This is a genomic window from Furfurilactobacillus milii (assembly GCF_009864005.1).
GTDB lineage: Bacteria > Bacillota > Bacilli > Lactobacillales > Lactobacillaceae > Furfurilactobacillus > Furfurilactobacillus rossiae_B.
This window is the reverse complement of record NZ_WEZQ01000011.1, coordinates 1-14,328: the sequence shown is the minus strand read 5'-3', so window position 1 is coordinate 14,328 and position 14,328 is coordinate 1. Positions and strand designations below refer to the sequence as shown.

16 protein-coding genes are annotated in these 14,328 nt (G+C 42.2%); 7 read left to right on the top strand and 9 right to left on the bottom strand.

What is annotated here, in order from left to right; translation table 11 throughout:
- The first annotated feature begins 139 nt into the window (after positions 1-139).
- Positions 140-730 carry a TetR/AcrR family transcriptional regulator gene (locus GB993_RS06620; RefSeq protein ID WP_161003598.1) on the top strand — a complete coding sequence of 197 codons (591 nt, stop codon included), beginning with the start codon at positions 140-142 and terminating at the stop codon, positions 728-730.
- 222 nt (positions 731-952) lie between these two features.
- On the opposite strand, the gene GB993_RS06615 is transcribed toward GB993_RS06620, so the two are convergent.
- A complete protein-coding gene (locus GB993_RS06615) occupies positions 953-1,720 on the bottom strand; it encodes a flavodoxin family protein (RefSeq protein WP_161003597.1) in 768 nt (255 codons plus the stop codon).
- A 275-nt stretch (positions 1,721-1,995) separates the two neighbouring features.
- On the opposite strand from GB993_RS06615, the gene GB993_RS06610 reads away from it, so the two are divergent.
- On the top strand, positions 1,996-2,436 hold the full coding sequence (locus tag GB993_RS06610) for a VOC family protein (RefSeq protein ID WP_161003596.1): 441 nt from the start codon (positions 1,996-1,998) through the stop codon (positions 2,434-2,436).
- Positions 2,437-2,517: 81 nt separating this feature from the next.
- Here GB993_RS06610 and GB993_RS06605 read toward each other — a convergent pair whose 3' ends face one another.
- The 3 genes from GB993_RS06605 to GB993_RS06595 all read right to left on the bottom strand — a co-directional run bounded on the left by GB993_RS06605 (position 2,518) and on the right by GB993_RS06595 (position 4,276).
- Positions 2,518-3,483 (bottom strand): alpha/beta hydrolase, encoded by a 966-nt coding sequence (locus GB993_RS06605; protein WP_161003595.1) that lies wholly within the window; start codon positions 3,481-3,483, stop codon positions 2,518-2,520.
- 1 nt (position 3,484) lies between these two features.
- Positions 3,485-3,643 (bottom strand): hypothetical protein, encoded by a 159-nt coding sequence (locus GB993_RS06600; protein ID WP_161003594.1) that lies wholly within the window; start codon positions 3,641-3,643, stop codon positions 3,485-3,487.
- A 93-nt stretch (positions 3,644-3,736) separates the two neighbouring features.
- Positions 3,737-4,276: a helix-turn-helix domain-containing protein gene (locus GB993_RS06595; RefSeq protein WP_161003593.1), complete on the bottom strand. Its 540-nt coding sequence runs from the start codon at positions 4,274-4,276 to the stop codon at positions 3,737-3,739.
- Between the two features lie 351 nt (positions 4,277-4,627).
- On the opposite strand from GB993_RS06595, the gene GB993_RS06590 reads away from it, so the two are divergent.
- The gene (locus tag GB993_RS06590; RefSeq protein ID WP_161003592.1) at positions 4,628-5,638 is read left to right on the top strand and encodes an adenosine deaminase; all 1,011 of its coding nucleotides are present in this window, start codon (positions 4,628-4,630) and stop codon (positions 5,636-5,638) included.
- Between the two features lie 84 nt (positions 5,639-5,722).
- On the opposite strand, the gene GB993_RS06585 is transcribed toward GB993_RS06590, so the two are convergent.
- Both GB993_RS06585 and GB993_RS06580 read right to left on the bottom strand, forming a co-directional pair.
- On the bottom strand, positions 5,723-6,373 hold the full coding sequence (locus GB993_RS06585) for an NAD(P)H-binding protein (protein WP_161003591.1): 651 nt from the start codon (positions 6,371-6,373) through the stop codon (positions 5,723-5,725).
- Positions 6,374-6,409: 36 nt separating this feature from the next.
- Positions 6,410-6,886 (bottom strand): flavodoxin, encoded by a 477-nt coding sequence (locus tag GB993_RS06580; protein ID WP_161003590.1) that lies wholly within the window; start codon positions 6,884-6,886, stop codon positions 6,410-6,412.
- A gap of 103 nt (positions 6,887-6,989) precedes the next feature.
- Between GB993_RS06580 and GB993_RS06575 the strand changes: the two genes are divergently transcribed.
- Positions 6,990-7,559, top strand: coding sequence for a TMEM175 family protein (locus GB993_RS06575; RefSeq protein ID WP_161003589.1), 570 nt, complete (start codon positions 6,990-6,992; stop codon positions 7,557-7,559).
- Between the two features lie 198 nt (positions 7,560-7,757).
- Here the strand turns inward: GB993_RS06575 and adhP are convergent, their stop codons facing one another.
- Complete coding sequence (gene adhP / locus GB993_RS06570) at positions 7,758-8,780, bottom strand: alcohol dehydrogenase AdhP (protein WP_161003588.1); 1,023 nt, start codon at positions 8,778-8,780, stop codon at positions 7,758-7,760.
- 321 nt (positions 8,781-9,101) lie between these two features.
- Here adhP and GB993_RS06565 point away from each other — a divergent pair, with 321 nt between their 5' ends.
- Entirely contained in the window at positions 9,102-10,271 is a 1,170-nt protein-coding gene (locus GB993_RS06565; RefSeq protein ID WP_284142835.1) for an MDR family MFS transporter, read from the top strand.
- Between the two features lie 69 nt (positions 10,272-10,340).
- Here GB993_RS06565 and nrdI read toward each other — a convergent pair whose 3' ends face one another.
- Positions 10,341-10,808 (bottom strand): class Ib ribonucleoside-diphosphate reductase assembly flavoprotein NrdI, encoded by a 468-nt coding sequence (gene nrdI / locus GB993_RS06560; RefSeq protein ID WP_161003586.1) that lies wholly within the window; start codon positions 10,806-10,808, stop codon positions 10,341-10,343.
- 136 nt (positions 10,809-10,944) lie between these two features.
- Here nrdI and GB993_RS06555 point away from each other — a divergent pair, with 136 nt between their 5' ends.
- The gene (locus GB993_RS06555) at positions 10,945-11,781 is read left to right on the top strand and encodes an HAD family hydrolase (RefSeq protein WP_161003585.1); all 837 of its coding nucleotides are present in this window, start codon (positions 10,945-10,947) and stop codon (positions 11,779-11,781) included.
- A 115-nt stretch (positions 11,782-11,896) separates the two neighbouring features.
- Here the strand turns inward: GB993_RS06555 and GB993_RS06550 are convergent, their stop codons facing one another.
- The gene (locus GB993_RS06550) at positions 11,897-13,276 is read right to left on the bottom strand and encodes a hemolysin family protein (RefSeq protein WP_161003686.1); all 1,380 of its coding nucleotides are present in this window, start codon (positions 13,274-13,276) and stop codon (positions 11,897-11,899) included.
- A 557-nt stretch (positions 13,277-13,833) separates the two neighbouring features.
- Here GB993_RS06550 and GB993_RS06545 point away from each other — a divergent pair.
- Complete coding sequence (locus GB993_RS06545; protein ID WP_017261587.1) at positions 13,834-14,199, top strand: hypothetical protein; 366 nt, start codon at positions 13,834-13,836, stop codon at positions 14,197-14,199.
- Positions 14,200-14,328 lie beyond the last annotated feature (129 nt).

Below are 14,328 nucleotides of genomic sequence, written 5' to 3'. Positions count from 1 at the left end.
AAAATATTAAACTTTTTTCATGAAACTAACTGTATATGTTTCATAATTAGATGTCAATAAAAGTTTAATATTCTGAAAACATGTTATACTTTTGGAGGAACAAAAATGAATTACTTGATTGAGTCCTACAAGGAGAACTATGAAAAGAAATGAAAAAAAGGCAGTCAATCGCAATAAGATTATTGTCGCTGCATATTCACTCATGCTTCATAATGGTTTTCAAAAAACGAGCGTCAGAGATGTCAGTCGTGAATCTGGTATTTCTTTAGTGACAATGTATAAATATTTTCCAAGTAAGGATGAACTTGTACATGCTGTGATCCTTCAAATGGTTCGTGAAAGTATAGTTCATTCACAAGATGTACTAGAGGATGACTCATTGGATTTTATCGAAAAGTTCCGGCAGTATACTGCCGATTCGGCTAAGTTGAGAGCTAATATTTCACAGGCCGAGTTAGATGAAATCTCTAAAATCATTAACTCATCATCGGAAATTCAAGAAAAAATTCAAAAGTGGCAAGATGATTTGGGAGAAAAACTGATCAATTATGGCAGAAAAACAGGAGAAATTCGGACTTCTGTATCGGATGAAGCAATTAAAACATTTGCGATAATGTTGTCTCAATATGTGACAAATGCGCCTTCTGGCACCATGAATGAAGAATTAATCAGTCAACTTGAGTCTTTGTTTTTATTCGGGTTAGCTGGTGATCGTAAAAGTGAATCATGATTTCGGCGGATCGGATTTCGTGTGATGGATTCTTGAGAAAATATAGTAGATTAAACGGCATTATAAACGGCTTGAAAGATCGGTCTGACAACAGAAGGTTGTGGAAATAGCCTATTGAAAAAATCGACCAGCGAAAAGTAAGAAATACCTTTCACTGATCGATTTACTTTGAATCATTTTAGATTTTTATTTAATTGTACGTTTATAAAATACCTGTAATCTTTACCGCCGGCGGTGAACCAAAAAAGTGACCGTGTGGAGAATGATGGCTAGCAAAACGAAGAAAATAACGACAAACGTCCCCCAGTTGATCCAGAAGTTAGTTTGCGTCAGGACACCGCTGAGAGCACGTTGAATACCCATCGTAATTAAAGACATCACAGCAATCATGCAGAAAAGTTCAACGTAGCGCTTCATTGTATTATCATCTCGTTTCGATTTTTGTGGTAGACGGGCACCCCATTTGCGGCAGAGTTGGAGTTTGCTTTCGGGGATGTGGTCGCCATTTTTAAATGTATTAGGGCAGACGATTTCGTGAATTTTAATCACGCCGGCGGCAGACATGACGCGATCGATTTGTTTGAACGTTTCATCAGTAATGCCCGTGAAGAAGTTGTTAATGGGACTAATGTAACAGTCTGTAATGGATAGATAATGTTTGTTCTTAAAACGGTCGGGATGTGCGTCACCAACGTGATCGATGCGCACTAAACGCCAACGTAAACAGTCCAAAAAGTTTTTTGTCACACCGGATAAACCGCCCCAAAAGGTTGGCGCGGCAAACACCCAGACATCACTGGCTAGCAGTTTCTTAGTGAGCTCATCCAAAACGGGATTGGATTGGCCCTTAATATCTGGATGAATATCATAGTCCTCCAAATAAATTGTTTCCGTTTCAGTAGAATCGGGTACCGCGGCCAAAGTTGTGGCGAGCAACTTGGCGGTCACACCATGCTGTTTATGTGCGCCCAAGATACCAAGTACTTTCATCAAATCGTCCCCTAAGTTTCGTGACTTAAAAGCTATGTAAAAATGGTATGAATCGTTGTTATCACTTGATAAATCAACGTTTATAACGGTTTATATATATTCACTTTAGCATACTTATTTAATCTTGTTGACCTTGGTGTGTAACATAAATAATCGTTTTGTCAAATTGACAGCGGCGGAATTGTTCACTATACTGTCCTTACATTTGAAATGGGGGACCGATTATCGCATCTTCACTACATCCATATATCCACTTCCCCAACGCTAAAGAAGCGATGGCCTATTACAATGAAGTTTTTGGCGCAGACCATCTATTCCGCATTCCGGTAACAAAGAACGCAGCGCGGGATTTAGATTTAATTGATACTGATTTAAACAACTCAACGATGCATGGTGGCTTTGAAGTCATGGGCTCAGAAATTCTATGTGCAGACGACTTTATGAACCAGCCACAACATGCGACAAACATTGCGATTTTACTGGAATTTAACGCAGATGATAACGCAGACGTTGTTAAGGCTCAAAAGTTTTTTGAACACGTGGCCAACTCTGGTCGAGTACGTGTGACTGAACCATATACGAACGCTTATTTTGGCGGCAAACGAGGCGAGTTCACTGATGAATATGGTGTGAACTGGATTGTTAATTGTCGTCCGCATGATTGGGTTCAAAACGCGCCTGTTATTGATGAAGCGCCAATGAATGAACCAGCGTAATAAACTAAATAGTCATTAAACGAGTAAACCTCGTGCAACGCTGTTCGAAACGACAGTAATTGCACGAGGTTTACTCGTTTTTTATTCAGGTTGTTTTTGGAAGAAGTGGGTTGTGGCGTATTGCAGTGTTTCAGTTAAGAAATGAACCGCATCTTGGGCCGCTGCTGAGTTTGGACAAACCATATCAAAACCGTGGAAGCAGCCTTTCATGACCTTACTAAAGGTTGGGACACCGCTGTCCTTAAGTTTCTGCATGTACTGCATTGTCTCATCATAAAATGGTTCAACATCGCCGATGAACGTGCACGTAGCAGGCAAATTGTGAAAATCAGTTGCCCGACTGGGTGCGGCATAAATTGGGACTTCGTTTTGCGCGAACTGATTGTCTAAGTACATCTGCCATGCCAGTTTGTTAGACAATGTATTCCAAACGGGCGCATCGTTGTTTTGCGACGACTCTGTCAACATGCGGTCATCAAGCATGGGGTACAGTGGCACTTGAAAAGCAATACCAACATCACCATGATCGCGGTTATACAATGTCAACGCGGCAGTCAGGCCGCCACCGGCGCTGGCCCCAGCTACCATAATTTGATCGTCACGCATACCGTACTCAGCACCATGCTGTTGAAGCCATTTTAAGGCAAGGTAGGCATCATTTAGAGCGGCCGGATAAGGTGCTTCACTTGCCAAGCGATAATCCGGTGCAACAACGACTGCGTTTGTAGCATTGATAAAACGTTGAATGGCAAACGCCTCCGTTTCGGGCCGTTCCATAACGTAACCACCGCCATGCAAATAGAGGATACCGGGTACATTGTGTGGTCGATTCAACGATGTATACACACAGAGTCGTAGTTGGCTGCCATCTGGACGATCGATAAAGTGCTGTTCATAATTGAGTGATTTGCGACCAACGCCGCGTTGTGCACCTGTAAGGGCATTGATAACGTGGATTTTAGTCGGCGTCAAATAAGGTACAGCTCGACGGGCAATGCGACCAAATCGCTGTAATTCAGGTCGAATCATATCATCCGAAACATGCATGTTACTCGCAATCCTTTGTTTGCGAGTTTGACAATCCGTTTCGTCTGTCCGTTTCGGCCTGTTGTTGCCGGAATGCTTCAAGCCGCTGGTGCGCTAAGTTCATTTGAAAGACCAATAAAACGTTAAAACCTAAACTGAGGATGAATAGCAACTTTTTCATAAGCACGCGTCTCCTTCGTTTGATAACGATTACGATGTTAGTTTCAATTATGGTAATTATAGACCAGATTATCAAGTGAAGGTTCAGCGAAACTTAAATGACGTCTGTTAAATATGGTAATTGAAAAAAGGTGGCCAGAATCCGCAAAGTAAATACGCAGAGTACACCTGCTAGAGCTAGAACAAGTGCTATTTTCATTCCACGACTAGGCTGTTTACGAATGTTGATGAGCATGTACAAGAGCGCACCAACCGGTACGATTAGGCTGAACAAAATCGGCACATACACTAGAATTGGGTGAACGGTGCCTGGGACTAGCTGGACAAGTGTGAAAGCAATCGTTAACGCAAATACAATGGTCAGGACAAGCGTTGCTAACACGATTTTTAAAATTGTGAACACCTTAGAGTCATGCGAAATCTTTGTCATCATAGTGGTATCTCCCTTAATTAAATCGTCCAAAGACAAATCGAAAAGCGTACTTAACCGAATTAGATTTTCGATATCGGGCAAAGTTTTGCCAGTTTCCCATTTCGAAATAGATTGACGTGAAATATGAAGTTCATCGGCAACGGCCTGCTGTGATAAATTGGCTTGTTGGCGAGCAGCTTTTAATGCAGTGGCTAATTCCATAACTCGCTCCTTTCTTAATGAGCAAAGTGTCGCATGATTTGGTGAAACTGGGTAGCACCTAATGGGCGCAACCGCATAGTGACGGCATTTGTTTATTCCTGTTATTATGTCATAAGTATAGTAATAAAGTTAAAAAGTCGTGAAATAGTAGTGAAATAATACAGGTGAAATTTTCAGAAATAATTTAAGAATATACAAACAAAGAATCAAAAACATTAGTTTAAACTATGGACGCTTATAATTATCTTTATAATATAGTTCGTGTTTTATGGTATTTACACAACAAAAAATTGTGATATGATAATTACCATTACTATTACACGAACTTATTCTTGAGGAGGATTTCAAGCGATGCCAATTACCCGTGAATTTACTAGTGGTTTACCCAAAGCTGAACTACATGTGCATATTGAAGGAACACTGGAACCAGATTTGAAGTTGAAATTGGCACAAAGAAATCATATCGATATCGGTCAACAGACCGTGGAAGAAGTTCAAAAAACGTATGACTATGACGATTTGGCCTCGTTTTTGGCCGTGTATTATCCAGCAATGGATGTTTTACAAAAAGAACAGGACTTCTATGACTTAGCTTTTGCATACTTGCAACGAGCCGCTGCTAATAACGTTCGGCATGTGGAAATGTTCTTCGACCCACAGGCGCATACAAGTCGTGGGATTGCGTTTGAAACAGTGCTTCACGGACTGCATCGTGCAATCGTTGATGCTCGAGCGCTGAATATTGATGCAGCATTGATCATGTGTTTCCTGCGTGACTTTACTAGTGAGTCTGCTCGCCAGACTTTGGTTGAAGCATTGCCATACAAGGATCAACTGGTGGGTGTCGGCTTGGATTCTGACGAACACAACAATCCGCCTCTTAAGTTTGCTCGTCAGTTCGCTGATGCGGCTGCCGCTGGTCTACATTTAACTGCTCACGCGGATATTGACCAAAAGGATTCTATCGAGCATATTCGACAGGCATTAGAGATTATTGGTGTTGAGCGATTAGATCACGGGACAAATATTGTTGAAGATCCTGACCTCGTAGATTTTGTTAGTAAAAATCAGATTGGGCTTACTTCTTGTCCACTGTCCAATGCCTTTATTTCCCCAGAAATGAAGGGCAAGGAAGTACTCGAATTATTGGCAAAAGGTGTCAAAGTTTCAATTCACTCAGATGATCCTGCTTATTTTGGTGGATATATTGCCGATAACTATTATGCAATTGCCAACAAATTTGATTTAACGAAGGAACAGGTCGTTCAATTGGCTAAAAATTCGTTTGAAAGCTCATGGATTAGCAAGGAACAAAAGGCACTTTACCTGAAAGAATTAGATGAGTATGTAGCAACGCATTAATATATAGAGTGTGAATACAAAAATACGGATTGGGTAGCCTCGTTTTGAGAGCTAACCAATCCGTATTTTCATTTGCTGTTTATTTTAGTAAACGGGCCGATTTTCACCTTGAGTGGCTGGATCAGCAATTCCAATGCTGTCATTTGCCGCAAAGGTGGGATCGGCAACAATTTTCAATACAACATCAGCGATGCTTTGGCGCGAACCGGAAACGCCGACGTAAGGTTCATGGCGTGTTGTGATGTGATAATTAACCTCGTCACGGTCGTTTAGCCAAGGCAAACGAAGCGTTGTGTAAGTAATACCTGATTCTGATAGCAGTTTGTCAGCGTTAATGGCTGCGGGTAAACCGCTGGCAACCATTTGTTGATTCCACTGACCAAACTCACCGGGAACCTCGTTGTATAGGCCTAATAGACTGGTCGAAATAATTCGGTTCGTGCCCGTTTCTTTAGCAGCAGCAATAATGTTCTTTGTTGGTCGATTGGTTTTATCGTGGTCAACAACCGCAGAGACCACCATGTCCTGATTAGCCATGGCACTTTTCACTTCATCAGTATCATCAAGATTAACTTCAATTAACCGAACTCGCGGATTATTTGATAAAGTGTTTAAACGACTGACATTGCGCAAGCCAAGTGTCAGATTGATATCTTTAAAGGTTGGCTCAGTCAAAATACGATGTTCAACGATTCTGGCAATCTGTCCATTTGCAGCTAAAATTAATAAGTTCATTGTCTTACCTCCGTTTGAAAGAACGATTAGTGTTAATTAAAGTAATTCGTGTTGTTTTAGATAGTCTCTAAGTGCCTTGTCATTTGTGTAGCGAATGCCATCAACGACGGTGATGCCACTAAAGGATGCAGCCATTTTTTGCAGATACGGCATTGAATCGGTGATAGGCGTACTCATGCTTGTAGTAAAGGGAATGATAGTTTTATTTTTAAAATCCAACTGATCAAATAAAGAATGGATAATCATTGGTGGTTGTTGCCACCATGTTGGAAAGCCGATAAAAATGTTCTTAAAAGATGTAATATCTGGAAGAGTAGTTAAATCTAGCTGGGGATGGATTTGGGCGTCCAGTTCATGTTTGCCAACTTCAACAACGGCATCGTATCCTTGGGGATACGGTGGTGTTGACTGGACGGCGAATGCTTTCACACCGGTCAACTGAGCAATATTGTTTGCCGCTTGACGGGTGGTACCGGAACTAGTGAAATAGAGGATAATGGATTGTTGATTCATAATATAGTTTGAGTTTCCTTTCTAGCAAACGGTTTTGCTGGTCATTTACAAACGCACAATACACCTTAAAGTGCAGTTTAAGGCAACCATGTAGGAGGTATTTATGGATAAAGATAGATTGGCTGCATTTACGGACGCGGTTCTTGCAATTGTGATGACCATTCTAGTACTGGAATTAAAAAAGCCAGCAAGTGTGACACCTGCTGGCTTGTGGGACTTACGCATTAACTTTTTTGCATATGCTTTATCATTCTTTTGGATTGGCCTCATGTGGATGACCCATCACAATAATTGGCAACAAGTAAAATTGGTCAATGCTCAAACGGTTATTTACACGCTACTAATGTTGTTTTTTGCTTCTTTATTTCCATATACGACCAGTTTAGTCGCGGACAATTTTGATAATCCCACGGCGCAGGCATTCTACGGCGTGGTCGTTCTTGCTGTGACCCTCAGTAACATGGCAATCTCACATTCAGTGAATGTGGCAAACGATGATCTGTCGCTTGGACTGCTGTATACGTTATCGGATCGGGCTGTGATTATTGATATCGTCATTAAAGTAACAGGGTTAGTACTTACATTAACGGTTTTTCCACCGGCAATGATGATTGCTATTTTTATAACGATGTTCGAGATAGGCGTAGCACACTTTTTTGCCAGGATAGATTAGTTTTAAGCCATTAATAATGGTATTTAAGCTGGAAGATGTTTATAGCTGTATCGATAACTCTGGTTTAAACTCGGCGTGCTACCAAACCCTGAAATCTCCGCCTAACAAAATAAGAACCATCAGCCAAAGTGCGGCTAATCGTTCTTATTCCGTTAGTGCTCAATTTCAATACGGGTTTGTCCGCACTGGTTTAATCTTTTACTTGTTATGAACGAAGTCAACGACGTTACGGCCAACAACCTTGTTGTCCATTAATTCTTGGATCATGTCGTTAATTTCTGATAATTTACGAGTCTTAACGATTGGGTGAACCAAACCTTCAGCACCGAACTGGAATGTTTCGGCTAAGTCTTGGCGAGTACCAACCAATGAACCGGCAACGACGATACCATCAAGAACCGTCTTAGCGATGTTCAATTTCATGTCACCTTGTGGTAAGGCAACGGCAACTAATTTACCATCAGGACGGAGTGAGTCAACGGCTTGGTCGAAGGCTGCAGTAGTAACAGCAGTAACCAAAGCAGCGTGAACACCGCCAACCTTTTCTTGGATTTGCTTGTCAACATCACCATCGTGACGGTTGATCAGCAAATCAGCACCGGCTTCTTTAGCAGCTTGCAATTTGTCAGGGTTACCATCAACAGCAACAACGTGGGCGCCAAATACGTGTTTAGCGTATTGGATAGCCAAGTTACCTAAACCACCGGCACCGACAACAGATACCCATTGGCCAGGCTTTACGTCAGCAACCTTGATTGCTTTGTACATCGTAACACCGGCACAAGTTAAGGAAGTTGCTTCAACAGGGTCCAAGCCATCTGGAACCTTAACAGCGTAGTTAGCGTCAACGATAACTTGTTCAGCCATCGCACCGTCAACAGTGAAACCAGAGTTTTGAACCTGACGGCAAAGTGTTTCACGGCCAGTCAGACAATATTCACAGTGGCCACAGCCCTTGAAGAACCAAGCAATGGAGACACGGTCGCCAACTTTAACGGCATCAACGCCATCAGCAACCTTAGAAACGATCCCAACACCTTCATGACCGATAATCCGGCCAGGCTTTTCACCAAAGTCACCGGCAGCAACGTGAAGGTCAGTGTGACAAAGACCACAGTATTCAACATCTACTAAAGCTTCACCAGGTTTTAAATCACGTAATGTAACATCTTTAACGTCAACAAATCCGTCGACTGGTTCTCTAACAACAGCAGCTTTCATGAAGCAATCTCCTTTATGTGTCCTTATTTGTTTACGTTTACATCATAGCAGGCAAACGGTTGAATTTAAAGTGAATAAATGAGCATTTGTAAACTTTTTACATGTTTTTAATTTAAACGTAAACGAAACGAACTTTACAAAACGGCAATGTACGAATTTTAAGTAAGTAACTTTCATAAATATTCTTGTGAAGAAATATCAATTAACCGTCCATAGGCGACCTAATCTAGGCGTCGTGATAGAATGAGGTAAGTAGGACAAACGAACTCAAAGGAGTGGATTTTTCTGTCATCCCAACGTTCAGAAGTTAAATTTAGCTGGTTGTTTGTAGCATCCATGTTGAATAACAGCGGGGCGAGTTTCTTATGGCCACTAACGACGATTTATCTACATAATTATCTTCATGAATCACTTACTTTATCAGGACTGGTGTTATTGGGGATGTCCTTGATGATGATCGTCGGTGACTCAGTTGGTGGCTATTTATTTGATCACTGGAAACCATATCAAACGGGGGTACTGTCAGCAGCTTTGGCTACTCTAGCTGTAGTCGCCTTGATATTCTGGCATGGTTGGCCGGTATATGGCATTTTGTTGCTAGTTGTCGGGTTTGGCGACGGTGTCAACATGACCATTTTGAATTCACTGGCAACATGGGTGAAATCTACCTCGACACGGCATGTTTTTAACATGCTTTACGTGTCAATGAATATCGGGGTCGTGATTGGGACATTGATTGTCGGTTATGCCATTAAATTTGGTATTACGACGGTTTTCATTATTGCTGCCGTTTGTTACGCGGCGCTAACGCTCGTCGTGGCCTTACACTTTAATGTTAAACCGCAAACACAAACGAACAGGTCAACGGCACAATCTAAGAATCCTAAGACCAATGGTACGCCAAAGCGCTCACGGCCAACTGTTTTGATCACGTTGATTTTAGTGTTATTGCTGGCGATTAACCTGGCGTATTCACAATGGGAGAGTGTGATTTCGGTTCACATGACCAATTTAGGCATTCCCGTGCTGAATTATAGCCTGTTGTGGACTTTGAACGGGGTCATTATCGTGCTGTTACAGCCAGTAATTACGCGCTGGAGTGAGCGATTTAAGATTGAAAACGTCATTGTTGTTGGGATCACGCTATTTGCAGCGTCGTTCTTTATGCTGATTTTTGCCCGAACCTACGCAATGTTTGTGATCACTATGATCGTGCTTACGTTTGGTGAAATGATTGGTCACCCGGCCTTGCCAGCTTGGATCGCCGTTAAAGCGCCCGCTAGTGAAGCCGGCCGCTATCAAGGCTTTGCAAACATGGCGATTGCATTTGGCCGTGCATTGGGTCCGCTATTTGGTGGCTTTATGCTAGATTATGCAACATTCCCGGTTTTATTCATGGCGGTTGGTGGCGTGCAGATGATTGCGTTGATTGCCGTTTATTGGCGCGCACACTCAGAACGGGTTAAACAACAAGCTAAAATTTCGAAATAATTATTCGTTAAATGAAAAATATCCTGAACAGTGCGGCACTTGCGAACGTGCACATTGTTCAGGATATTTTTATTTGTCTGCTTGAATAGCCGTTTTAACGATTAAATCATAAATGCGGGTGACGTCGCGGGTCGTTCCACGCAACTCATAATCGGCTAAAAACGGGAAGCCATATTTGTCGGCATAGCGACGGGCTGTTAAACAATATTGTTCGTTGAAATTACGGTTACCGGAACCAATCACGCCTAAACATTGTTTGCGATTATCATGATAAGCAATGTATTCACCAAGGACATTTGTCATTAGCTCTTTAACACCGTTGTCGATGCCATTGCCGCCGTCTAGATAAGTTGGGACAAACGCAAAGTAGGGCTCTGTTTCATCGATAAAATCTGATTGTTCGGAGATTTCTTCAACCTTAAGTGTGGGCTTATCAGCATTTTCTTCATGTTGTTTGTCAGCATATTCAGCCAGGTGACTGACGAAGCTGCGGGTGTTTCCTTCAATAGATATGTAGCGAATGTTTAATGGCGTCATGCATATGAACTCCTCGTTTTTGATTTAAGTTGAGTGTACAGCAAGGATTTTTTTGAAACCAGTCTTGACGATTCGCAATCTAGCTTCCAGACGCATCATGAACAGGCGTAAAATGGTGTTAACGGAGGAATTGTTAATGGCACATTATTTAATTGTTACAGATATTGATGGCACGTTAATTCCAAAGAGCCAAATTGTGTCACCCTTGACGAAGGCAGTGTTTGCCAAACTTCGTGCGGAGGGTCATGAAACATATATTGCTAGTGGACGATTGCTTGCATTGGCGCGGTCAATTGGCAATCAATTAAGTCCTGACATGAACATCATCTGTTCCAATGGGGCGGTGATTGCGCAAGGCGATCAGATTCATCAAACGCAGCTTGGCACGGATGCCGCCATCGCTGCGTATGAAATTTGTGAGCGCTACGGACTAACACTCCGTTTGTTCAACTTGAAGGATACTTTTCATACGTCCACTGAACACGAGGCGATTGAGCATATGCGATTCTTACGCCGCGGCGTTGACACCGATACGATTTACTTGAAAGATATCGTCGATGTAAAAACGATCGCAGATACGATTACAAATGGCCTGGCAGTGTCACACTACGGCGACAAGTTAGCGCTAGCGCGTCAAGCGTTTGCGGAGACTGGTTTATTCTCATTGTCAGCATCAAATCCGTGGAACATCGAGTTAATTCCAAAGGATGTCAGTAAGGCAACTGCGCTCAGGTCAGTACAACAACAGCTACATATCGATGCCGCGCATACTATTGTGTTCGGTAACGGACTCAATGATGCGCCAATGTTCAGCGAGGCACAGACCAGTGTTGCGATGGCTGATTCTCCACAAGCAGTGATTGATCAAGCGGCGACAACAACCGTTCCGGTCGACGAAGATGGTGTGCCCAAGTTTTTGATGAAGATGTTTGGTATCACTGCGTCAGATTTGGCGGAGGCTCAAGAGCATTGAGACCTTCATTTTTGTATATCGGGACTAATTCTCAATGCTGATTATCGTGAAGATGCTACTAGAAAGGCTCATCATTCTTCCGCTTTCGGAGGAGTGATGAGCCTTTTAAAAATAATTATTTTTCTTCACTTACAGGTGCTTCGGAATCACTATTTGTTTCTTCATTTTCAACGGGTTTGCGAATTACTTCAAACCAGTTAATATAGGCGTTTTCGTAATCAAGGGCGGTAAATTGGAAGTCACCAATTTGATAACTGTCACCAGCCTTGATGTCGGGGTCCGCTTCAATGATGTAACCTGTCAGCGTAACCACTTCAGACTCTTCAAACTTCTTGATGTCCGTTTGGAAATAACGTTCAAAATCATATAACGTCATTTTCCCAGAAACATGGTAAGAACCATCATCTTGCTTGAAGATATATTCGTCAGAAACATCATCGATTTCGTCATGAACAGTGCCGAACAGTTCTTCGTAGATATCCTTATCCGTAACGATCCCAGAAGTACCACCATATTCATCAACAACCACAACGATTGGCGTTTGCTTGTTGATCATTTGTTTCAGCACATCTTGAATTGGCATGGTTTCGGGTACCGTGATAATGTTGCGCAAAACTTTCGCAACACTGATGGAATCGTCAACCTGACTTTGACGGATCAAGTCGTAGTTAAAGACGTAACCCAAGATCTTATCCTTGTCACCATCAGCGACAACGGGGAGACGACTGAATTGCTCAGTTAAGTAAACCTGCAGAGCGTCCTTAACGGTGTCAGTGACGTCGACGACTTCCAACTGTGTACGGTCGATCATGATGTCACGGGCAACCTTGTCGTTCATTTCAAACGCCCGCTGCATGAACACGTAATCTTCCTGATCCAGTTCACCACCAGAGACGGCGTTTCGTGACAAATTCAGGATTTCAGCCTGACTGAAGGCTTCGTCACTTTCAGAAGCAGGTTTCATCCCCATCATTTTCACGATGCCGTTTGCCGAAGTGTTTAATAACCAAACAAATGGGTAGAAAGCGACATGGAAATAACGCAAAGGCGTAACAACCAACATCAAAACTTGGAATGGCCGGTCAATCGCGATGTTTTTTGGTACGATTTCGGTGATAACCACTTCAAAGTAAGTCAGCAAGATAATCCCAACAACAGAACCGATAGCATGTGCCAAGGTTGTATTGAAATTGAGGTTAACGATGCCAAACAGGTCAACCAACATCGTTGTTACGGTTTCTTCACCAATCCAACCAAGGATAATCCCACACAGCGTGGTACCAACCTGTGTTGTTGATAAATATTCATTTAAGTTGTGGACCATTCTGGTGGCCACATCGATCTTCTTTGATGTCTTTTCGCGTTTATCCTGTTCTTCTTCCAGAACACTAGGCCGCGTTTGCACCAGCGCAAATTCAGCCGCCACGAAAAAGGTAGCAAATACAAAAGTAATTAGCATAATGACTAAGTTGCTAATTATTTCACCACTATCCAACGGAATATTCCCCATTTCTTGTTTCAAAAGTCTGCCACAATTATAACGCGCCAGCTATAGAGAACAAAACACTTTACGCGCTTATTCGTAAATAAGTAACGATTAAGTTGTCATTATTGACCTTAAACACTGATCTAATACGTTTTATCTTCCGTATAGTTGTGCTTGCGCTTACGGTTGTCAACATTGCAACACCGTCGTGGGACCGGTTCGAGCCTGCAAACCATAGTCTCTCACCTCGTCATGAAGCCTCCAAAACCGAGTCTTCATGACCGTCCGTTCTGTAAATCCGTAAAACCGCGGATTAACAGAACCTTCACGACTTGGTTTCAATGCTGACGCCCTCCAGCTCATATAACAGAATAGATGAACGACATTTATGTGATTAGCCTTTTATCTAAATGTTGGAAGAAACCAACCATTACATAGTGGAGGCAAACGGCGTCTCTATTGGCTGGAACGACAGATATTAAGATGGTCAGTAGAAAAGAGTGGATTCGCTTACCATTTAAAATCCACAGTGCTATGCTGGATTTATAAATAAAGAGGAGATGCTGATGATGGCAGACGAGAACGGACAATATAATGATGCCAACATTGAATATGACGATGCCGACGTTAAGAAAGCCTTAGATATTATTGCAGACAAGGGCTTTATTTCAGTAAAGGACTTTCCGAAATTAGACGATCGGGATTGGGCGCATGGCTTCTCGACTAAGATTATCGCAGCTTCAGAAGACCGTAACTCAGACCCATATATTTACTTTGAACAATTTGATTATGATGATTCATCCATTCATTCCGCAATTTGGGATATGGATCAAATCAAGACGCGTGAAGACGCATTACTTGTTTTGGGTAAAGAATTGGGTGTAAATGAGTTGAAGCCAAACGGTGGTTTGGTTGAAGATGAAACCTACTAAACAGTATAGACAGTAAGGCCGCGAATTCATATGCACTGTGCCCTGTCAAGTTGACAGATGAAATAATATAAAGTTTTGGTATTCTCTAAGCGGCTTCATTCCAGTATTCATCTGGAGTGAGGCCGTTTC

Coding starts and splice junctions, on each gene's coding strand:
- GB993_RS06620 (WP_161003598.1), top strand. CDS start 140: ATGAAAAGAAATGAAAAAAAGGCAGTCAATCGCAATAAGATTATTGTC.
- GB993_RS06615 (WP_161003597.1), bottom strand. CDS start 1,720: ATGAAAGTACTTGGTATCTTGGGCGCACATAAACAGCATGGTGTGACC.
- GB993_RS06610 (WP_161003596.1), top strand. CDS start 1,996: ATGGCCTATTACAATGAAGTTTTTGGCGCAGACCATCTATTCCGCATT.
- GB993_RS06605 (WP_161003595.1), bottom strand. CDS start 3,483: ATGCATGTTTCGGATGATATGATTCGACCTGAATTACAGCGATTTGGT.
- GB993_RS06600 (WP_161003594.1), bottom strand. CDS start 3,643: ATGAAAAAGTTGCTATTCATCCTCAGTTTAGGTTTTAACGTTTTATTG.
- GB993_RS06595 (WP_161003593.1), bottom strand. CDS start 4,276: ATGGAATTAGCCACTGCATTAAAAGCTGCTCGCCAACAAGCCAATTTA.
- GB993_RS06590 (WP_161003592.1), top strand. CDS start 4,628: ATGCCAATTACCCGTGAATTTACTAGTGGTTTACCCAAAGCTGAACTA.
- GB993_RS06585 (WP_161003591.1), bottom strand. CDS start 6,373: ATGAACTTATTAATTTTAGCTGCAAATGGACAGATTGCCAGAATCGTT.
- GB993_RS06580 (WP_161003590.1), bottom strand. CDS start 6,886: ATGAATCAACAATCCATTATCCTCTATTTCACTAGTTCCGGTACCACC.
- GB993_RS06575 (WP_161003589.1), top strand. CDS start 6,990: ATGGATAAAGATAGATTGGCTGCATTTACGGACGCGGTTCTTGCAATT.
- adhP (WP_161003588.1), bottom strand. CDS start 8,780: ATGAAAGCTGCTGTTGTTAGAGAACCAGTCGACGGATTTGTTGACGTT.
- nrdI (WP_161003586.1), bottom strand. CDS start 10,808: ATGACGCCATTAAACATTCGCTACATATCTATTGAAGGAAACACCCGC.
- GB993_RS06555 (WP_161003585.1), top strand. CDS start 10,945: ATGGCACATTATTTAATTGTTACAGATATTGATGGCACGTTAATTCCA.
- GB993_RS06545 (WP_017261587.1), top strand. CDS start 13,834: ATGATGGCAGACGAGAACGGACAATATAATGATGCCAACATTGAATAT.